Origin of the sequence: Lapillicoccus sp. (assembly GCF_046595215.1) — a bacterium.
Taxonomy (GTDB): Bacteria; Actinomycetota; Actinomycetes; order Actinomycetales; family Dermatophilaceae; genus Lapillicoccus.
Genome location: NZ_JBKJPP010000218.1, coordinates 26,177 through 45,014, shown reverse-complemented (window position 1 = coordinate 45,014; position 18,838 = coordinate 26,177). Strand labels below are relative to the sequence as shown.

General features: G+C 70.8%; 19 protein-coding genes. 16 read left to right on the top strand and 3 right to left on the bottom strand.

What is annotated here, in order from left to right:
• Window positions 1–331 precede the first annotated feature (331 nt).
• From thrS to pdxS, 9 genes are all read left to right on the top strand, one after another.
• A complete protein-coding gene (gene thrS, locus ACLL9L_RS18895) occupies window positions 332–2,356 on the top strand; it encodes a threonine--tRNA ligase (protein WP_411286197.1) in 2,025 nt (674 codons plus the stop codon).
• A gap of 89 nt (window positions 2,357–2,445) precedes the next feature.
• Window positions 2,446–3,495 (top strand): SGNH/GDSL hydrolase family protein, encoded by a 1,050-nt coding sequence (locus tag ACLL9L_RS18890; protein ID WP_411286196.1) that lies wholly within the window; start codon window positions 2,446–2,448, stop codon window positions 3,493–3,495.
• Window positions 3,496–3,509: 14 nt separating this feature from the next.
• Complete coding sequence (locus tag ACLL9L_RS18885; RefSeq protein WP_411286195.1) at window positions 3,510–3,983, top strand: XdhC family protein; 474 nt, start codon at window positions 3,510–3,512, stop codon at window positions 3,981–3,983.
• Between the two features lie 44 nt (window positions 3,984–4,027).
• A complete protein-coding gene (locus ACLL9L_RS18880; protein WP_411286194.1) occupies window positions 4,028–4,609 on the top strand; it encodes an HIT family protein in 582 nt (193 codons plus the stop codon).
• 13 nt (window positions 4,610–4,622) lie between these two features.
• Window positions 4,623–5,252 carry a phosphatidylinositol phosphate synthase gene (gene pgsA / locus ACLL9L_RS18875; protein ID WP_411286193.1) on the top strand — a complete coding sequence of 210 codons (630 nt, stop codon included), beginning with the start codon at window positions 4,623–4,625 and terminating at the stop codon, window positions 5,250–5,252.
• Window positions 5,249–6,220, top strand: a complete 972-nt coding sequence (locus ACLL9L_RS18870; protein ID WP_411286192.1) for a phosphatidylinositol mannoside acyltransferase — start codon at window positions 5,249–5,251, stop codon at window positions 6,218–6,220. The genes pgsA and ACLL9L_RS18870 overlap by 4 nt, the downstream gene beginning before the upstream one ends.
• Window positions 6,217–7,404 (top strand): glycosyltransferase family 4 protein, encoded by a 1,188-nt coding sequence (locus ACLL9L_RS18865; RefSeq protein WP_411286191.1) that lies wholly within the window; start codon window positions 6,217–6,219, stop codon window positions 7,402–7,404. The genes ACLL9L_RS18870 and ACLL9L_RS18865 overlap by 4 nt, the downstream gene beginning before the upstream one ends.
• Window positions 7,401–7,949, top strand: coding sequence for a hypothetical protein (locus ACLL9L_RS18860; protein ID WP_411286190.1), 549 nt, complete (start codon window positions 7,401–7,403; stop codon window positions 7,947–7,949). The genes ACLL9L_RS18865 and ACLL9L_RS18860 overlap by 4 nt, the downstream gene beginning before the upstream one ends.
• Window positions 7,950–8,033: 84 nt before the next feature.
• Window positions 8,034–8,957, top strand: coding sequence for a pyridoxal 5'-phosphate synthase lyase subunit PdxS (gene pdxS, locus ACLL9L_RS18855; RefSeq protein ID WP_411286189.1), 924 nt, complete (start codon window positions 8,034–8,036; stop codon window positions 8,955–8,957).
• Between the two features lie 97 nt (window positions 8,958–9,054).
• Here the strand turns inward: pdxS and ACLL9L_RS18850 are convergent, their stop codons facing one another.
• The 3 genes from ACLL9L_RS18850 to kynU all read right to left on the bottom strand — a co-directional run bounded on the left by ACLL9L_RS18850 (window position 9,055) and on the right by kynU (window position 12,362).
• The gene (locus ACLL9L_RS18850; RefSeq protein ID WP_411286188.1) at window positions 9,055–10,065 is read right to left on the bottom strand and encodes an aldo/keto reductase family protein; all 1,011 of its coding nucleotides are present in this window, start codon (window positions 10,063–10,065) and stop codon (window positions 9,055–9,057) included.
• Window positions 10,066–10,143: 78 nt separating this feature from the next.
• The gene (locus ACLL9L_RS18845; RefSeq protein WP_411286187.1) at window positions 10,144–11,109 is read right to left on the bottom strand and encodes a DUF3500 domain-containing protein; all 966 of its coding nucleotides are present in this window, start codon (window positions 11,107–11,109) and stop codon (window positions 10,144–10,146) included.
• A complete protein-coding gene (gene kynU, locus ACLL9L_RS18840) occupies window positions 11,106–12,362 on the bottom strand; it encodes a kynureninase (RefSeq protein ID WP_411286186.1) in 1,257 nt (418 codons plus the stop codon). The genes ACLL9L_RS18845 and kynU overlap by 4 nt, the downstream gene beginning before the upstream one ends.
• 211 nt (window positions 12,363–12,573) lie before the next feature.
• Here kynU and pdxT point away from each other — a divergent pair, with 211 nt between their 5' ends.
• From pdxT to secD, 7 genes are all read left to right on the top strand, one after another.
• Window positions 12,574–13,194 carry a pyridoxal 5'-phosphate synthase glutaminase subunit PdxT gene (gene pdxT, locus ACLL9L_RS18835; RefSeq protein WP_411286185.1) on the top strand — a complete coding sequence of 207 codons (621 nt, stop codon included), beginning with the start codon at window positions 12,574–12,576 and terminating at the stop codon, window positions 13,192–13,194.
• Window positions 13,191–13,949 carry a YebC/PmpR family DNA-binding transcriptional regulator gene (locus ACLL9L_RS18830; RefSeq protein ID WP_411286184.1) on the top strand — a complete coding sequence of 253 codons (759 nt, stop codon included), beginning with the start codon at window positions 13,191–13,193 and terminating at the stop codon, window positions 13,947–13,949. The genes pdxT and ACLL9L_RS18830 overlap by 4 nt, the downstream gene beginning before the upstream one ends.
• 100 nt (window positions 13,950–14,049) lie before the next feature.
• Window positions 14,050–14,571 carry a crossover junction endodeoxyribonuclease RuvC gene (ruvC, locus tag ACLL9L_RS18825; protein ID WP_411286200.1) on the top strand — a complete coding sequence of 174 codons (522 nt, stop codon included), beginning with the start codon at window positions 14,050–14,052 and terminating at the stop codon, window positions 14,569–14,571.
• Window positions 14,568–15,161 carry a Holliday junction branch migration protein RuvA gene (ruvA, locus tag ACLL9L_RS18820; RefSeq protein WP_411286183.1) on the top strand — a complete coding sequence of 198 codons (594 nt, stop codon included), beginning with the start codon at window positions 14,568–14,570 and terminating at the stop codon, window positions 15,159–15,161. The genes ruvC and ruvA overlap by 4 nt, the downstream gene beginning before the upstream one ends.
• Window positions 15,158–16,291, top strand: a complete 1,134-nt coding sequence (ruvB, locus tag ACLL9L_RS18815; RefSeq protein WP_411286182.1) for a Holliday junction branch migration DNA helicase RuvB — start codon at window positions 15,158–15,160, stop codon at window positions 16,289–16,291. Before ruvA ends, ruvB begins: the two co-directional genes overlap by 4 nt.
• A 302-nt stretch (window positions 16,292–16,593) precedes the next feature.
• Complete coding sequence (gene yajC, locus ACLL9L_RS18810) at window positions 16,594–16,914, top strand: preprotein translocase subunit YajC (protein WP_411286181.1); 321 nt, start codon at window positions 16,594–16,596, stop codon at window positions 16,912–16,914.
• A 10-nt stretch (window positions 16,915–16,924) separates the two neighbouring features.
• Window positions 16,925–18,838, top strand: coding sequence for a protein translocase subunit SecD (secD, locus tag ACLL9L_RS18805; protein ID WP_411286180.1), 1,914 nt, complete (start codon window positions 16,925–16,927; stop codon window positions 18,836–18,838).

Below are 18,838 nucleotides of genomic sequence, written 5' to 3'. Positions count from 1 at the left end.
GTTGGGCGGCGGTTGCGGATCGGGGACGTCGAGCTCGAGGTCACCTCCACCGCCGGGACCTGCACCGGCGTGTATGCCGTGGTGCCGGTCCCGGGTGACCTTGCCGTCCACGACGAGGTCACCGTGGGGACGACCCGGGCCTGAGATCGAGGTCATCCAGCACTCATCACCCCGACCGCGGGTCTGTCAGGGGAGCTGCGTCAGGAACGACGTCGCGAGGCCGTCACGCGGGCAGATAACCTTTGGTCGCGCCTTGAGCACACGGCGCCCCCCCCGAGCCTCTGAGCGTCGGCACCACCACCTGCCGGCACCGACCAAGGAGTGAGCCACCGTGTCTGCCGATATCACCGTGTCCGTCGCTGGGAACGTGCGAGTGGTGACTGCGGGAACGACGGCGGGCCAGCTCTTCGAGGGTGACCGCGCGGTCGTCGTCGCCCGCGTCGACGGGCAGCTCGTCGACCTGGCCCATCTCCTTGCCGAAGGTGACGTCGTCGAGCCCGTCACCGTCGAGTCCGAGGACGGGCTCGCCGTCCTGCGCCACTCGGCTGCCCACGTCCTCGCCCAAGCGGTCCAGCAGGTCAACCCCAGCGCGAAGCTCGGGATCGGCCCGCCGATCCGGGACGGCTTCTACTACGACTTCGACGTCGAGGTGCCGTTCACGCCCGATGACCTCAAGGCCCTCGAGAAGTCGATGCAGCGGATCATCAACGAGGGGCAGACCTTCTCGCGCCGCGTGACGAACGACGACGCAGCCCGCGAGGAGCTCAAGGACGAGCCCTACAAGCTCGAGCTCATCGGCCTCAAGGGCAACGCTGCCGACGCTGCGGAGGGCGCCGGCGCCGAGGTGGGTGACGGCGAGCTGACGATCTACGACAACCACCGCCGCGACGGCAAGCTGGCGTGGCGCGACCTGTGCCGCGGACCGCACCTGCCCAACACCAAGCTGCTCGGCAACGCCTTCAAGGTGATGCGCTCGGCCGCGGCCTACTGGCGTGGTTCCGAGAAGAACCCGCAGCTGCAACGCATCTACGGGACGGCGTGGCCGTCCAAGGACGAGCTCAAGGCCTACCTCGACCGCCTGACCGAGGCCGAGCGCCGTGACCACCGCAAGCTCGGCGCCGAGCTCGACCTCTACTCCTTCCCTGACGAGCTTGGCTCGGGACTCGCGGTCTTCCACCCCAAGGGCGGGGTGATCAAGCGGGAGATGGAGGACTACGTCCGCCGGCGGCACATCGAGGAGGGCTTCCACTACGTCGGCACGCCGCACATCTCCAAGGAGGGGCTGTTCCACACCTCCGGGCACCTGCCCTACTACAAGGAGACGATGTTCCCGCCGATGGAGTTCGAGGGTGCCTCGTACTACCTCAAGGCGATGAACTGCCCGATGCACAACCTGATCTTCCGGTCGCGCGGGCGGTCCTACCGTGAGCTGCCGCTGCGGCTCTTCGAGTTCGGGTCGGTCTACCGGTTCGAGAAGTCAGGCGTCGTCCACGGCCTGACCCGGGTGCGCGGGATGACCCAGGACGACTCACACTCCTACGTCACGCCGGAGCAGGCCCCGGCCGAGGTCCGCCACCTGCTCGACTTCGTCCTCGGGCTGCTCAAGGACTTCGGCCTCGACGACTTCTACCTCGAGCTCTCCACGCGGGATGGCGACAACGACAAGTTCATCGGCACCGACGAGGAGTGGGCCGCCGCGACGACAATCCTCGAGGACGTCGCGACCGAGACAGGTCTCGAGCTCGTCCCCGACCCGGGCGGCGCCGCCTTCTACGGGCCCAAAATCTCGGTCCAGGCCCGCGACGCGATCGGCCGCACCTGGCAGATGTCCACGATCCAGTACGACTTCAACCAGCCACGCGGCTTCGAGCTCGAGTACCAGGCCGCCGACGGCTCGCGCCAGCGGCCGGTGATGATCCACTCCGCCAAGTTCGGGTCGATCGAGCGCTTCCTGGGGGTCCTCGTCGAGCACTATGCCGGCGCGTTCCCCGTGTGGCTGTCACCGGTGCAGGTCCTCGGCGTGCCGGTGGCCGACGAATACAACGACTACCTCCAGGGTGTGCTGGATCGGCTGGGGGAGAAGGCCGTTCGGGTGGAGCTCGACACGTCGGACGACCGGTTCCCCAAGAAGATCCGCAACGCGAGCAAGGCCAAGGTGCCTTATGTCCTCATCGCGGGCGAGGAGGACCGGGCCGCTGGCGCCGTGTCCTTCCGTTACCGCGACGGTTCCCAGCGCAACGGTGTCCCTGTGGCCGAGGCGATCGCGGAGATCACCGGCGCGGTCACGGCCCGAGCCCAGGTCACGACATCGCCCGACGGCGCCCAGCCGTCCGGTGGGGCGCAAGCGGAAGCCTGACGGTTTTCGACGGGCGCGGGCCTCAGGTCGATGCCATGCTCCGAGGGGCCGCTCGACGTCGAGCGGTCACGTCGAGCACTGGAGACACCATGGCGATGACCCGCCCCGTCATCACGTCCGTCGGAGCTGCCTCCGCGGCCGCCCTGGCCCTCGTGTTCATCGCCTCGCCGGCCCAGGCCGTCGGCAGCTCCTACGTGGCCCTCGGCGACTCCTACTCCTCGGGGGTGGGGACGCGGGCCTACCTCAACGACGGTACGTCGTGCCAGCGCTCGGTCTACGCCTACCCCTCCCTCATCGCTGCCGCCCGGGGCTTCTCCCTCACCCTGCGGGCCTGTTCCGGCGCCACCGTCGCCGACGTGACCACCGGGCAGCTGAGCGCCCTGGCCAGCAGCACGGCATACGTCACCCTCAGCGTCGGTGGCAACGACGCAGGCTTCGCGAGCGTGCTCACCGAGTGCGCGAAGCCGGGGTGGCTCAGCAACTGCAACGGAGCCATTGACCGTGCGCAGGCCACCATCAACGGCGTCCTCCCGTCCCGCCTGACGACGCTCTACGCCAGCATCCGCGTGAAGGCCCCCAACGCCAAGGTGGTCATCGTCGGATACCCGCGGGTGTTCAACGGCCAGGACTGCAATGCGCTGACGTGGTTCTCCCCGGCGGAGGAGACGCGGCTCAACGCCACCGCCGACCTGCTCAACAGCCGGCTGGCGACCGCGGCGGGCTCGGCGGGATTCACCTTCGCCAACCCGACGAGCGCCTTCGTCGGGCACGCGGTCTGCGCCAGCGCCGAATGGATCAACGGCCTGTCCAGCCCGATCACCGACTCCTACCACCCGAACAGAGCGGGACACGCTTCCGGCTACACCCCGGTCGTCAGCACCAGGCTCACCGGAGCGGCGCTGCGCGTCACGACGGCCGTCCAGCAGGCGGCTGCTGCATCCGCCGATCGCCTTGTCTCACAGACCCGCCCGTATGCCGCCCAGGATGCGCGCGTGAAGCCGAAGGAGTTCGTCCTGCCGGACCTCAACACCCCCGCCGCGAGGGCGGCAGCGACGTCTGCCGGGGTCGACCTGAGCAGTCGGGCGAGCATCGACGCCGCGGACCGCAGGGCCGACGCCCTCCAGAACGTGGGTCGCTGACGTAGCGTGACGGTATGAGTGCTGACACTTCTCGCGACACCTCGTCGGGCCAGATCATCATCATCACGCGGAATGCCATTGCCGAGGCCATGGTCACGATTGCCGAGGTGGTCGGCTGCATGGTCGTCGTGCTCGACGCCGACGACCCCCATGGCTCACCGCTCGACCAGATCCGGGCGACCCCGCCGACACCGTTCGACGCAGTCATCCTCACCGACCACGACGCCCCGGACACCGACACCGTCCTGCGTGAGACGCTTGCGGGCGCCGCGGGTTACGTCGCAATGATGGCCAGCCGGTCCCGCTCGCAGAACCTGCTCGCCACCCTGCGCGACGAAGGGATCGCAGACGAGGCCTTGGAGCGGCTCCGCGTGCCGGCCGGACTCGACACGGGCGGGCAGTCGCCCGGCGAGATCGCGCTGTCCGTCGTGGCGCAGGTCGTCGCCTGGAGCCACGGCCGCACCGGCGGCCCGATGCGCCGCTCCTGACTCAGCCACGCGGCTGCGTGTCCCTGGAAACCATGCTTGCCATCATGCCTAAGATCGTGGCCATGAGCGGGCCAGGAGGGGACCTCGAGACCCCAGCCGACTTCGTCGGCGTCGAGGACGGTTTCGAGCGCCTGTGGACCCCGCACCGGATGGTCTACATCGGAGGGGAGAAGCCGAGCGAGGCGGCAGGGGAGGGCTGCCCCTTCTGCGCGGCCCCCGGCAAGAGCGACGCCGAGGGGCTCATCGTCCACCGCGGTGAGCACTGCTACGTCGTGCTGAACCTCTTTCCCTACAACCCCGGTCACGTCCTCGTCTGCCCCTACCGGCACGTGTCGCTCTACGTCGACCTCAGCGACGAGGAGACGGTGGAGTTCACCGCCCTGACGAAACAGGCGATCGGCGCACTCGAGGCCAGCTCGCACCCGATGGGCTTCAATCTGGGGATGAACCAGGGCGCGGTCGCCGGCGCGGGCGTCGCGGCGCACCTGCATCAGCACGTGGTCCCACGGTGGGGCGGCGACGCCAACTTCCTCCCGGTCATCGCCCAGACCAAGGCCCTGCCGATGCTCCTCGAGGACGTCCGGTCCCGGCTCGTCGCGTCGTGGCCCAGCGCTCCCGGCCAGTAGGCTGGGGCCCGACATGCTGAACCGACTCATGCGCGAGACCTGGACGAAGGTCATGACGCCGATCGCCTCGCTGTTCCTCAAACTGGGGATCAGCCCGGACGTCGTCACGGTCGTGGGCACCCTCGGCGTCTGCGTCGGCGCTCTCGCCTTCTTCCCCCGCGGCCAGTTCCTCCTGGGCACGATGGTCGTCGTCCTGTTCATCTTCGGCGACAACGTCGACGGCGTCATGGCCCGGATGTCCGGCCGGGAGGGCAGCTGGGGGGCGTTCCTCGACTCGACCCTCGACCGGGTGGGTGATGCGTCGATCTTCGGGGCGCTGGTCCTCTACTTCGCCGGGCCCGGGCCGGACTACAACCTCCTGACCGCGGGGCTCGCCCTGGCCTGTCTCATCCTCGGCATGGTCGTCAGCTATGCCAAGGCCCGCGCCGAGGGTCTCGGGATGACCGCCAACGTGGGGATCGCCGAGCGGGCCGACCGGCTCTTCGCCGTCCTGGCCGCCACCGCTCTCGTCGGTCTCGGCGTCTCCGTGGTGCTGCTCACCGTCGTCCTCGCGCTCCTCGCGGTGGCCAGCCTCATCACGGTCCTGCAGCGCATGCTCACGGTCCGCCGTCAGGCCCTCGCCGCCGGCACCCAGCCCTCGTGACCGACGGGGCGCTCGTCGGAGGGTTGGGCGGGGTGCGCCACCGGGCCGTCGACACCGTCGTCGTCCTCGGCTACCGGCTGGGGTGGTCCCTCGTGCGCGCACTGCCGGCGACCGCGGCATACCGGCTCTTCGACCTGGTGGCTGACGTGTCGACGCGTCGCGGCGGCAAGGGGGTGGCGCGGCTGCGATCCAACTACGCCCGGGTGCGGCCCGAGCTCGGCGCCGAGGCGTTGGATCGCCTGGTGCGCGACGGCATGCGCTCCTACCTGCGCTACTACTGCGACTCGTTCCGGCTCCGGGACCGCACCACGCAGGAGATGGGGGCCGCGACCCGGGCCACCGGGGACGCACCCGTGCGCCGGGCCCTCGCCGAGGGTCGTGCGGCGGTCGTCTTCGTCCCGCACATGGGCAACTGGGACAGCGCTGCCGCCTGGTCGACGACCCACCTCGCGCCGGTGACGACCGTCGTCGAGCGGCTCGAGCCGGAAGAGGTCTTCCGGGAGTTCCTCGACTTCCGGGAGACCCTCGGCATGACGATCCTGCCGCTGACCGGCGGGGACGACCCGTTCACCGGGCTCAAGGCAGCGGTCGGTCGGGGCGACTTCGTCGCCCTCCTCGCCGATCGTGACCTGACCCGCGGTGGGATCGAGGTCGACTTCTGCGGGCACCGGGCCCGCGTCGCCAAGGGCCCGGCCGTCCTCGCCCTGATGACGAAGGCACCGCTGTTCGCGGCGGCGGTGCGCTACGAGGACGCGCCGCACGTGCCGGGCAGCCGCAAGGGCCTCGTCATCGAGTTCTCGCCGGAGATCCCGGTGCCCGAGGAGGGCTCGACCAAGGAGAAGGTTGCCGTGATGGTCCAGCAGTGCGTGGACTACGTCGGTGCCTCGATCGCCGTCCACACCGCCGAGTGGCACATGCTGCAGCGCATCTTCCTCGACGACCTGGCCGGGGACACGGGTCCTCGATGAGGATCGGCATCGTCTGCCCCTACTCCTTCGACATCCCCGGGGGCGTGCAGTATCACGTGCGTGACCTGGCCGAGGTGTTCATCGCCCAGGGCCACCACGTCAGCGTCCTCGCGCCGGCCGACGAGGACACCGTCCTGCCGGACTACGTCGTCTCCGCCGGGCGCGCGATCCCGGTGCGCTACAACGGTTCTGTCGCCCGGCTCAACATCGGGCCGATCAGCGCCGCCAAGGTGTCGCGGTGGCTCGAGGCGGGTGACTTCGACGTCCTGCACCTCCACGAGCCGATCACGCCGAGCGTGGCCATCCTCGCCCTGTGGGCCGCGGAGGGGCCGATCGTCGCGACCTTCCACACATCGAACCTGCGCTCCCGCGCGCTGCAGGCGGCCTACCCCATGGTCCGCCCGAGTCTGGAGAAGATCACCGGCCGGATCGCGGTGTCGGAGGACGCCCGCCGCACCGTCACCACGCACCTCGGCGGCGACGCGGTCGTCATCCCCAACGGGGTCTTCGTGGACCGCTTCGACCTCGCCGCCCGCCATCCCGACTGGGTCGGCACCCCGCAGCGCCCGACCGTGGCGTTCCTGGGGCGGATGGCTGAACCGCGCAAGGGTATGCCGGTGCTCGCCGCCGCTCTGCCCGCGGTCCTGCGTGCCGTCCCGGGCCTGCGGGTCCTCGTGGCCGGACCCGGCAACCCGGACGACATCCGGGCGACGATGGCGCCGAAGGTCGCGGCGGCGTGCGAGTTCCTCGGCGCCGTCAGTGACGAGGACAAGGCCCGGCTGCTGCGTTCTGTCGACGTCTACCTCGCGCCCAACACCGGGGGAGAGAGCTTCGGCATCATCCTCATCGAGGCCATGAGCGCGGGCGCGGCGGTGCTGGCCAGCGACCTGCCCGCCTTCGTGCGCGTGCTCGACGGGGGCAGGGCCGGGGCGACCTTCGCGAACGAGGACAGTGCAGACCTGGCGAGACGGCTCGTCCAGCTGCTCGGGGAGCCGGACGCGCGGGCCCGGATCGCCGCCGCGGGCCGCGGGCGGGCCGACCTCTTCGACTGGTCGGTCGTCGCGGACGACATCATGGCGGTCTACGAGACGGTCACCGAGGGGGCACTGCGGGTGCGGCCCTCCACCGAGGTCGCCTCGCGGTGGTCGCGACTGCTGCGGACCGGACGGGGGGTGAGTCCGTGAGCACGCTCGAGTGGGTCACCCTCGGCGTCGTCGTCATCGTGCTCCTCGGCTGGTACCTCTCCTACAACGCCGCCCGCCTCGACCGGCTGCATGCCCGCGTCGAGGGCACCTTCGCCGCGCTCGACGCCCAGCTCGTCCGTCGGGCCGAGGCGACCCTCGAGCTGGCAAACTCCGGGCACCTGGACGCGGCCTCGACGCTGATCCTCGCGGCGGCCGCGTCGGAGTCCCTCGCCGTGGCGGACGGGGAGGAGGACGACCGCGAGATGGTCGAGTCCGACCTCACCGACGCCCTCGAGGTGGCGCTGACGCCCGACGTCCTCGCCGGACTGCGCCAGACCGACGAGCTGACCCGGGAGACCATCGCCCGGGTCGCCGCCGCAGGCACCCGGGTGCAGCTGGCCCGCCGCTTCCACAACGACGCGGTGATCGACGTGCGGCGGGTGCGACGCCAGACCGCGGTGCGCCTCTTCCGTCTCGCCGGCTACGCGGAGCTGCCCTCGACCGTGGAGTTCGACGACGAGCTGCCGACCGGGCTGCGGGGTTAGTCCCAGCGGTCACTATCATTGGGGGTGCGCCGGACGGTTGTGTCCGGATTGGCAGGGACGAGCACGGAAGCGGTTGAGAAGCACGTGACACAGCAGGCGCACGACGAGTCGGATCAGGACAAGGGCCCCCGGACGGGCACCACGCAGGTCAAGCGGGGCATGGCCGAGATGCTCAAGGGTGGCGTCATCATGGACGTCGTCACCGCCGATCAGGCCAGGATCGCCGAGGATGCGGGAGCGGTCGCCGTCATGGCGCTGGAGCGCGTGCCGGCCGACATCCGCGCCCAGGGCGGCGTCTCGCGGATGAGCGACCCCGACATGATCGACAGCATCATCGCGGCCGTCTCCATCCCGGTGATGGCCAAGGCCCGGATCGGCCACTTCGTCGAGGCCCAGGTGCTCCAGAGCCTCGGTGTCGACTACATCGACGAGTCCGAGGTCCTCACCCCGGCCGACTACGCCCACCACATCGACAAGTGGCGGTTCAACGTCCCGTTCGTCTGCGGCGCGACCAACCTCGGTGAGGCGCTGCGCCGGATCACCGAGGGCGCAGCCATGATCCGTTCCAAGGGCGAGGCAGGCACGGGTGACGTCTCCAACGCGACGACCCACATGCGCCAGATCCGCCAGCAGCTGCGCCACCTCGAGAACCTCCCCGAGGACGAGCTCTACGTCGCGGCCAAGGAGCTGCAGGCCCCCTACGAGCTCGTCAAGGAGGTCGCCCGGGCCGGCAAGCTCCCCGTCGTCCTCTTCACCGCCGGCGGCATCGCCACCCCAGCCGACGCGGCCATGATGATGCAGCTCGGCGCCGAGGGCGTCTTCGTCGGCTCCGGGATCTTCAAGTCCGGCAACCCCGCCCAGCGCGCCGAGGCGATCGTCAAGGCGACCACGTTCTTCGACGACGCCGACATGGTCGCCAAGGTCTCACGCGGCCTCGGAGAGGCCATGGTCGGCATCAACGTCGACGAGATCCCCCAGCCACACCGCCTCGCCGAGCGCGGCTGGTAGCCCAAGCTTGCCACCCGCCTGGAGGACGTCCTTCAGGCGGGTTGACGGCAGCCGGGTTGACGGCCACAGCGTCGCACTCCGGTAGGGCGTACTCCGGTCAGGCGACCCGCTTCTGCGGCGCGGTCTCGGTGGTCTTGCCGGCGTCACGCTCGACGACGTCGCCGAGGGCCTCGTCGATCCGCGCCATCAGCTCGCTCGGGATCTGCACCCCTGCCGCCTTGACGTTCTCGGTCACCTGCTCGGGCCGGGAGGCGCCGATGAGTGCGGCAGCCACGTTGTCGTTCTGCAGGACCCAGGCGACAGCGAGCTGAGCCATCGACAGACCCAGTTCGTCGGCGACCGGCTCGAGGTCCTGGACCCGGGTGAGCACGTCGTCGTTCATGAATCGTTTGATCATGTCGGCGCCACCCTTCTCGTCCGTGGCGCGCGAGCCCTGGGGCGGCTGCTGTCCCGGCTTGTACTTGCCGGTGAGGACGCCCTGGGCAACGGGGGACCAGACGATCTGTGAGACGCCGAGCTCCGCGGAGGTGGGGACGACCTCGTCCTCGATGACCCGCCAGAGCATGGAGTACTGCGGCTGGCTCGAGATGAGCTGGATGCCGAGCTCCTTGCTGAGCCTGACGCCGTCGCGGATCTGCTCGGCTGTCCACTCGCTGACCCCGATGTAGAGGGCCTTGCCCTGCCGGACGACATCGGCGAAGGCCTGCATCGTCTCTTCAAGCGGGGTTTCCGTGTCGTAGCGGTGGGCCTGGTAGAGGTCGACGTAGTCGGTCTGCAGGCGGGTGAGCGAGCCGTTGATGGACTCCATGATGTGCTTGCGGGACAGGCCGGTGTCGTTCTTGCCACCGGGCCCGGTGGGCCAGTAGACCTTCGTGAAGATCTCGAGCGACTCCCGGCGCTCGCCCTTGAGGGCGTCCCCGAGGACCGTCTCGGCCGCGGTGTTGGCGTAGACATCCGCCGTGTCGAACGTGGAGATGCCCGCATCGAGCGCCGCCCGCACGCACTGCGCGGCGATGTCGTTCTCGACCTGCGATCCGTGCGTGAGCCAGTTGCCGTAGGTGATCTCTGAGATCTTGAGCCCGCTGTTGCCGAGGTATCGAAATTCCATGCAACGACCCTAAGCCGTCGCCCCGAGCCGCACCCCGCGGGGTCCCGACGCACGCCCCGTCCGGGCGGACGTCCCTCGTCAGTGTGAGGCCGCGTGGTGCGCGGCGAGCAGGTCGCTGCCCCAGTCCCGGCGCAGGTCGCGCCACACGGTGTGGACGTGGTTGGCCCAGCTCTGGGTGTTGTCGTACTCGATCAGGAAGGTCGACCCCTTGACGGCGTAGTAGTGCCCGCCACCCGGCTGCAGCGATCCGGCCCAGGCGAACGTCACCGCGTCGAGCCCGCCGTCGACGACGGAGCGCCACGCCCAGGCGGCGAGGTCGTCGTGGACCCGGTAGAGGTAGCACCGCACCAGCGCGTCGAGACGACGGCGCTGGGCCACGTCGAGGTCCCCCCGGGCCAGACCCGCGGGCACGACAGATGGATCGGCCACCGGGTCGTGCCGGGTCGCGATGTCGTCCGGCGCGGAGGCCGACACGACGGCGACCGCAAGCTGACCAGGCTCGAGCGCTCCCAGCAGGTCGCGTGCCAGCGCCTCCTCGGCGGCCAGCACCTGCCACCCCGACCGCGGACCGCGAGGCACGACAGCGGGGTTGGCGCCGAAAAAGAGGGGCGTCGCGGCCACCTCGTCGCCGACCACCGTCAGGTGGACCGCGAGGTGGTGACCTGCGAGGTGCCACGCCCAGACCTCGCCAGCGGGGTCGCCGAGCACCCGGAACCAGTAGTGACGAGGGTCCCGCCGCTCCGAGCCACCCAGCCCCTCCTCACGCTCGAGGTCGCGCAGCACGCCGTCGAGCTCCATCACCTCGTCGGCAGTGCGGGCGCCCGAGTCGCTGAGCGCGGAGGCAACGAGGTCCCTGACGAGACCCCGCTGCTGCGCGTCGAGGTCGCCGAGCCTGACGCCGGGGCGTGGGCCCGGCAGGTAGGTCCAGACCCGCCGGTCGGGGCTACCGAACGGGCCGAGCCCAGCCGCCCGGGCGTCGTCGTCGAAGGACGCGACGAGCCGAACGGCGCTCTCGCGCATCTGACTCAGCAGGAGCCGGCTCATGTGACGGTGGCCCGCCTGGCGAGCCCCTCACTCTCGAACTCCTTGTCCCGCAACACGTGCGAGAGGTGCTCTGCGGCTGCCAACGCCTCCGCGTGCGAGACGTAGAGCGGCGCGAACCCCAGCCGGATGAGGTCCGGCTCGCGGAAGTCCCCGATGACCCCGCGGACCATGAGGGCCTGCACCACGGCATACGCCTCAGGGTGGCGCAGCGAGATCTGGGAGCCGCGCCGCCCGTCCTGGGCCGGCGTCGCGAGCGGCAGGTCGATGCCGAGACCACCGAGGCACTCGATGAAGAACCCGGTGAGCGAGAGGGAGCGCGCCCGCACGTCGGCCATCGACAGGCCGTCGTATGCCGTGAGCGCGGCTTCCAGCGACAGCAGGCTGAGCATCGGGCCGGTGCCCGACCGGGCCCTGCTGATCGAGGGGGCGGGGTCGTAGTCCCGCTCCATCCCGAAGGGGCGGGCGTGTCCGTGCCACCCGGCGATGGGGTTGTGGAACCTCTCCTGGTGCTCGGTCCGCACGTAGATCCAGGCGGGGGCGCCGGGTCCGCCGTTGAGGTACTTGTAGCCGCACCCGACCGCGAAGTCGGCGCCGTCGTCGTCGAGGCGCACGTCGATGGCGCCGGCCGAGTGGCAGAGGTCCCACAGGGCGAACGCCCCGACCCGGTGCGCCGCCTGCGTGATCGCCGCGAGGTCCCAGAGCTCCCCCGTGCGGTAGTCGACGGAGGAGTAGACGACGAGGGCGAGCTCGTCGCCGATCTCGGCAATGCGGTCGGCAGCCCGGTCGGGGTGGACCTGCTCGACGGTGAGGCCGGTCAGCCGGGCCGCCGAGTCGAGGACGTAGAGGTCGGTGGGGAAGGAGTCGGGGTCGATGAGCACCCGGGTGCGCCCCGGGTCCATCCGGGAGACCGCCACGAAGACCTTGAAGAGGTTGGTCGAGGTCGAGTCGGTCACGACCAGCTGCCCGGCGCCGGCGCCGACGAGCTCGCCGATCCGGTTGCCGACACGCTCGGGGGCACTCCACCAGTCCGACTCGTTCCACGACCGGATCAGCCGCTGACCCCACTGTCGCGTCGTGACGTCCGCGACGGCGTCGGGCACGGCCCGGGGCAGGGCGCCGAGGGAGTTGCCGTCGAGGTAGACGGTGCCATCGGGGATGACGAACGCCGCCCGGCGGTCCACGGCCGCGTGCTGCGTGTCGAGGAGGAGGGCGCGAGCGGTCAACCGGTCCGTGATCCGCTCCGTGGAGTCCATGCTGGTGACCGTATCCGACTCCGTGCGGGACCTCTGCGCGCGGCGACGTAGGGTTCGGGGCTGTGACCGCACCATCTCGCACCGACGCAGGGACGTCCTCGCCCGGTATCCGCCGCTGGCTGCGACAGCGACCGCCGCCCCTTCGTCCGTGTCCGCTGAGGCCCACCGCGTGAGCCGGATGAGCCGCCGTGAGCCGGATGAGCTCCACGCCATGAGCTCCTCCGGTCTCCTCCCGCCGCCCCTGATCGGCGTGCTCGCCGTCCAGGGCGACGTCCGTGAGCACATCCGGGTCCTCGAGGGTCTGGGCACGCGGGTCGAGGCCGTGCGTCGCCCGCGTGAGCTGGACGGCATACGGGGCCTCGTCATCCCCGGCGGGGAGTCGACGACGATGGACAAGCTCGTCCGCGCCCTCGAGCTCTTCGAGCCGCTGCGGGCGCTGATCGCGGCCGGGCTGCCCGTCTACGGGTCGTGCGCCGGGATGATCATGCTCGCCGACCGGATCGCCGACTGCCGGGCCGACCAGCAGACCCTCGGAGGGCTCGACATCACGGTGCGGCGCAACGCCTTCGGGCGTCAGGTGGACTCCTTCGAGGAGGACATCGACATGCTCGGGCTGGACACCCCGGTGCACGCGGTGTTCATCCGCGCACCGTGGGTGGAGGACATCGGGGCGGACGTCGAGGTGCTGGCCCGTGTCGCGGGCGGGCCCGCCGCGGGTAGGATCGTCGCCGTTCGCCAGGGGCACCTGCTCGCCACCTCGTTCCACCCGGAGGTCACCGGCGACACGCGGGTCCACGAGTTGTTCGTCGAGATGGTGAGGGAGAGATCATGAGCGGCCACTCCAAATGGGCAACGACGAAACACAAGAAGGCCGTCGTCGACGCGCGGCGGGGCAAGCTCTTCGCCAAGCTCATCAAGAACATCGAGGTCGCCGCCCGCACCGGCGGTGGCGACGTCATCGGCAACCCGACGCTCTTCGACGCCGTCCAGAAGGCCAAGAAGACCTCGGTCCCCAACGACAACATCGACCGCGCGGTCAAGCGCGGCTCCGGGGCCGAGGCCGGCGGCGCGGACTGGCAGAGCATCACCTACGAGGGATACGCGCCGCACGGTGTCGCGGTGCTCATCGAGTGCCTCACCGACAACCGCAACCGCGCGGCCGCAGAGGTGCGGACGGCCCTGACCCGCAACGGCGGTCAGCTCGCCGACCCCGGCAGCGTCTCCTACGTCTTCCACCGCAAGGGCGTCGTCATCGTCCCGAAGGGCGCCCTGTCGGAGGACGACCTGCTCGAGGTCGTCCTCGACGCCGGTGCGGAGGAGGTCAACGACCTCGGCGAGAGCTTCGAGATCGTCTCCGAGGCCGCCGACTTCGTCGCGATCCGCACCGCCGTGCAGGCGGCGGGGATCGACTACGACTCGGCCGAGGCCTCCTGGGTGCCCGCCCTCCAGGTCGAGCTCGACGCCGACGGGGCACGCAAGATGTTCCGCGTCCTCGAGGCCCTTGAGGACTCCGACGACGTCCAGAACGTCTACGCCAACGGCGAGGTCAGCGACGACATCCTCGCGCAGCTCGACGAGGATGACTGAGCCCCCTCGGCGCGTCTGCGCCGGTTTGGCTCGCCCCCGCGTGTAGCGTCGGTCCCGAACACCTGTTCGGACACCGTGACGACGAGGGAGGTATGCCGTGGTGCGCGTCCTTGGCGTCGACCCCGGTCTCACCCGGTGCGGCATCGGCGTGGTCGAGGGTGACCTCGGACGCCCGCTGCGGATGGTCGAGGTCGGCGTGCTCCGCACCTCGTCGTCGCTCCCGACCGCGCAGCGGCTGCTCGCGCTGCAGGTCGAGATGCAGGACTGGGTCGACCGCCACCGTCCGGACGCGGTGGCGATCGAGCAGGTCTTCGCCGACGCCAACGTCTCGAGCGTCATGGGCACCGCCCAGGCCACGGCCGTGGCGATGCTCGCTGCGGCGGCCCGCGGCATACCGGTCCATCTGCACACCCCCACCGAGGTCAAGGCCGCCGTCACCGGCAGCGGCCGCGCCGACAAGGCGCAGGTGACGGCGATGGTGACCAGGTTGCTGCGTCTCGATGCCCCGCCGAAGCCGGCCGATGCCGCTGACGCCCTCGCGCTGGCGATCTGCCACCTGTGGCGCGGGGGAGCCCAACGCCGCATCGACGAGGCGCTCGCCAGACAGGGGGCGGCGCGATGATCGCCTCCCTGCGCGGGACGGTGCTGCGCACCAGTCTGGACTCCGTCATCGTCGAGGTCGGGGGCGTCGGCATGCTCGTGCACACCACCCCCGCCACCGCGGCGTCGCTCCGGACGGGGTCCACCGCTGCGCTGTCGACGACGCTCGTCGTGCGGGAGGAGTCGCTGACGCTCTACGGCTTCGCCGACGACCAGGAGAAGGCGGTCTTCGAGACCGTCCAGACCGTGTCCGGGGTCGGACCCCGGCTGGCCCTGGCGATGCTCGCGGTGCACTCCCCGGACGGGGTGCGCCTCGCGGTCTCCTCCGGCGACCTCGCTGCCCTGACCAAGGTGCCCGGCATCGGTAAGAAGGGCGCCGAACGCATCGTCCTCGAGCTGCGCGACACGATCGGCGTGCCGTCGAGCACGGCCCAGGTCAGCGACCAGCCCGCCACGGGGGCGTGGCAGGGACAGGTGCGCGAGGCCCTCGTCGGGCTCGGCTGGAGCTCCAAGCAGGCCGACGACGCGGTGGACGCCGTGGTCCCGCTGTCCGCAGACGGCGCCAACGTCTCGGCGCTGCTGCGCGCGGCCCTGCAGGTGCTCGGACGATGACGACGACGAACGATGACGAGGTCCGCGGCATCTGGGCCGAGGACGACGGCTCCTTCGACGCGACGGCCCGGGTGGTCGACGGCCGTGGCGACGACCAGGACCGCAAGGTCGAGATGGCCCTGCGGCCGCGACGGCTCGCGGACTACACCGGCCAGACCCGGGTGCGCAACCAGCTCTCGCTGGTCCTCGAGGCCGCTCGCCGGCGGGGGGCACCCCCCGACCACGTGCTGCTCTCCGGTCCCCCCGGGCTGGGCAAGACCACGCTGGCGATGATCGTCGCGGCCGAGCTCGACCAGCCGATCCGGGTGACCTCGGGCCCCGCGATCCAGCATGCCGGCGACCTCGCCTCGATCCTGTCCTCGCTGGCAGAGGGGGAGGTGCTCTTCCTCGACGAGATCCACCGGATGTCCAGGGCGGCCGAGGAGATGCTCTACCTCGCGATGGAGGACTTCCGGGTCGATGTCATCGTCGGCAAGGGCCCGGGGGCGACCGCCATCCCCCTCGAGCTGCCACCCTTCACCGTCGTCGGTGCGACGACCCGCGCCGGGATGCTGCCGGCGCCCCTGCGCGACCGGTTCGGCTTCACCGGGCACCTCGACTTCTATGCCACCGAGGACCTCGCGACGATCCTGCGGCGCTCGGCCCGCCTGCTCGAGGTCGAGGCCGATGCCGCCGGCATCCAGGAGATCGCCCTGCGCTCACGGGGGACGCCCCGCATCGCCAACCGACTGCTTCGTCGCTGCCGTGACTGGGCTCAGGTCCACGGCCGCAGCGTCGTGGACCTCGAGTCGGCCAAGGTCGCGCTGGCGCTCTTCGACGTCGACGACCGCGGCCTCGATCGGCTCGACCGCGCCGTCCTCGAAGCACTCTGCCGTCGCTTCGGGGGCGGACCGGTTGGCCTCAACACGCTCGCCGTGGCCGTGGGGGAGGAGGCCGACACGGTGGAGACGGTGGCGGAGCCCTTCCTCGTGCGCGAGGGCCTCATCGTGCGCACCCCCCGTGGGCGGGCCGCGACCCCACAGGCGTGGGCGCACCTGGGTCTCACGCCGCCGTCCACGAGCGGCTCCTTCCAGGCCGGCGGAGCGGCCGCCCTGCTGCCGCTCGAGGACGAGGGTCGCTTCGGGGGCTGAGGGGCCTCGGGGCTTCGCGCGTCGGCGGGGATGTGGGGTTGCGAGGCTGCCGGGCACGAGCCCGTTAGACCCCCGTCAACCCGGCATACGGCAGGGCGGCCGGCACCCGCGGCGCGGCTTCCCCACGGGCAGTCCCCGTCACGTCACAATGTGGCAGATGTCGGGCGCGTGCTTTGGCTGCACGCCTGCGCCTCACCTAGACTCTCGCGGGCGCGTCGGCCCACGGGGTCGGCACTCTCGCAGCCGCGGAGACGTTCTCCCTCAGGACGCTGCCACACTGGTCGACACGAAGGACTTGGTTCATGTCTGAAGGAAACGGGCTGGGCGCCCTGCTGCTCCCGGTGCTGCTGCTCCTCCTCGTGGGGTTCATGTTCTGGAGCCAGCGCAGGCGGGCGCGGGCGATCCAGGACGTGCAGTCCAGCCTCGCCGTCGGTGACGACGTGTGCACGACCTCGGGTCTCTTCGCCAGGATCGTTGCTCTCGACGAGCTGATCGCGACCCTCGAGGTCGCTCCCGGGACGTCTATCCGGTTCGACCGGCGGGCCATCGCGACCAAGGTCGACGTCTCGGCTCCCGGTGGAGCACCGTCCGGGCCGGTCACCTCACCGACCGATACCCGGTAGAGGCCGGTCCGTGGCTATCGACTCTCGCAAGCGCAACCCCCTGCGCGTCCTCGTGGCGCTCCTCGTCCTGATCATCGCGCTCTTCGGAGGGATCGGCGCCGCCCGCGCCTGGAGCGATGGAGAGCTCGCCCCCAAGCTCGGCCTCGACCTCAAGGGTGGGACCGAGATGGTGCTCCAGCCCGTCCTCGCCGATCCCAACGCCCAGGTCAACTCCGGTCAGCTCGACAAGGCCCGCGACATCATCCAGCAGCGGGTGAACTCCTACGGCGTGAGCGAGGCCGAGGTGACCACCCAGGGCGGGCGCAACATCGTCGTCTCGATCCCCGGCCAGCCCGATGCCAAGACGCTCGACGCGATCCGCAAGCCCTCGCAGCTGCGTTTCAGGGCGGTCCTCACCGCGAACTACGGATCGCCGCAGGCCGCCGCCGCAGCCAACCCCACCCCCACGGGGACCGCCACGGGCACCGGGACCGCCACGGGCACCGGGACCGCTACGGGCACCGGCACGGCCACCGCCCCGGCGACGCCGACGGCGACGACGCCGCCGCCTGTGTTCACCCCGAACGCGCCGCCCACCGCCAACCCTGCCACCACCCCGGCCAACGCCGCGCTGCCGCCCGCACTGCTCCAGGTCGACACGCCGACCCCAGGCGCCACGACCCCGGGCGCCACGACCCCGGCCGCGGCCACCCCGGGTCCGGCCACCCCGGGTCCGGCCACCCCGGCCGCGGCCACCCCAGCCAGCACCCCAACCACAGCGCCGACCAGCGCGAGTGACCTCGCCTGGGCCACCCCCGAGCTGCAGAAGCAGTTCACCGACCTCGACTGCTCCAAGCCAGGGGTGGTCAACGCCCTCGTCGACGACCCTGCCCAGGCTCTCGTCACGTGCTCGGACGACAAGCAGCAGAAGTACATCCTCGGCCCGGTCGAGGTCGACGGCAATGACATCGCGGACGCCAGCTCGGGCTACCAACCCGGCCCGAACGGCCAGCCGACGAGCATCGTCGAGGTCTCGCTGAAGTTCACCGGCGACGGCGCCAGGAAGTTCGGTGACGTGACGACCCGGCTGCTCGGCCTCAAGGGCGCCCAGAACCAGTTCGCGATCGTCCTCGACAAGCTCGTCGTCTCCGCCCCGACGACGAGGGCCGCAATCACCAACGGGCAGGCGAGCATCACCGGCTCGTTCACCATCGACAGCGCCCGGGCCCTGGCCCAGCAGCTGAAGTTCGGCGCCCTGCCGATGTCGTTCTCGTTGCAGACACAGGAGGACATCAGCCCCACGCTCGGCAGCGAGCAGCTCAAGCTCGGGCTGCTCGCCGGCCTCATCGGCCTGCTCCTCGTCGTCGTCTACTCGCTGCTGCAGTATCGCCTGCTCGGCTTCGTCACCGTGGCCTCGCTCGTCGTGGCAGCAGTCCTCACCTTCGGCGTCCTGACCTTCCTCGGGTGGTCCTACAACTTCCGCCTCACCATGGCGGGGGTGACCGGGGTCATCGTCGCCATCGGCGTCACAGCCGACTCGTTCATCGTCTACTTCGAGCGCATCCGCGACGAGGTGCGCGAAGGGCGCCCCCTCGTGGCTGCGGTGGATGCCGGCTGGAAGCGCGCGCGGCGCACGATCCTGGCAGCCGACGCGGTGAACTTCCTTGCGGCCGCCGTGCTCTACCTCCTGGCCACGAGCAACGTCCGAGGCTTCGCCTTCACGCTCGGGATCACGACGCTCATCGACCTCGCAGTCGTCTTCCTCTTCACCCACCCGGTCATGGGGCTGCTCGCCCACACGAGCTTCTTCGGCGGTGGGCACCGGCTCTCGGGGCTCGACCCCCAGCGCCTCGGCGCCAAGCCCCGATACGTCGGGCGCGGGCAGTTCTCCGGCGCCCGCGCCACCACTGCAACGACCCGGCCACTGGCCGAGGGGAAGGCCTGA

Excerpts from the sequence above, each read along its gene's own strand:
- ruvB (WP_411286182.1), top strand. The coding sequence starts at position 15,158 with ATGACGACGACGAACGATGACGAGGTCCGCGGCATCTGGGCCGAGGAC.
- ACLL9L_RS18850 (WP_411286188.1), bottom strand. The coding sequence starts at position 10,065 with ATGGAATTTCGATACCTCGGCAACAGCGGGCTCAAGATCTCAGAGATC.
- ACLL9L_RS18885 (WP_411286195.1), top strand. The coding sequence starts at position 3,510 with ATGAGTGCTGACACTTCTCGCGACACCTCGTCGGGCCAGATCATCATC.
- ACLL9L_RS18845 (WP_411286187.1), bottom strand. The coding sequence starts at position 11,109 with ATGAGCCGGCTCCTGCTGAGTCAGATGCGCGAGAGCGCCGTTCGGCTC.
- ACLL9L_RS18880 (WP_411286194.1), top strand. The coding sequence starts at position 4,028 with ATGCCTAAGATCGTGGCCATGAGCGGGCCAGGAGGGGACCTCGAGACC.
- pgsA (WP_411286193.1), top strand. The coding sequence starts at position 4,623 with ATGCTGAACCGACTCATGCGCGAGACCTGGACGAAGGTCATGACGCCG.
- yajC (WP_411286181.1), top strand. The coding sequence starts at position 16,594 with ATGTCTGAAGGAAACGGGCTGGGCGCCCTGCTGCTCCCGGTGCTGCTG.
- ACLL9L_RS18865 (WP_411286191.1), top strand. The coding sequence starts at position 6,217 with ATGAGGATCGGCATCGTCTGCCCCTACTCCTTCGACATCCCCGGGGGC.
- ACLL9L_RS18830 (WP_411286184.1), top strand. The coding sequence starts at position 13,191 with ATGAGCGGCCACTCCAAATGGGCAACGACGAAACACAAGAAGGCCGTC.
- ruvA (WP_411286183.1), top strand. The coding sequence starts at position 14,568 with ATGATCGCCTCCCTGCGCGGGACGGTGCTGCGCACCAGTCTGGACTCC.
- kynU (WP_411286186.1), bottom strand. The coding sequence starts at position 12,362 with ATGGACTCCACGGAGCGGATCACGGACCGGTTGACCGCTCGCGCCCTC.
- pdxT (WP_411286185.1), top strand. The coding sequence starts at position 12,574 with ATGAGCTCCTCCGGTCTCCTCCCGCCGCCCCTGATCGGCGTGCTCGCC.
- ACLL9L_RS18890 (WP_411286196.1), top strand. The coding sequence starts at position 2,446 with ATGGCGATGACCCGCCCCGTCATCACGTCCGTCGGAGCTGCCTCCGCG.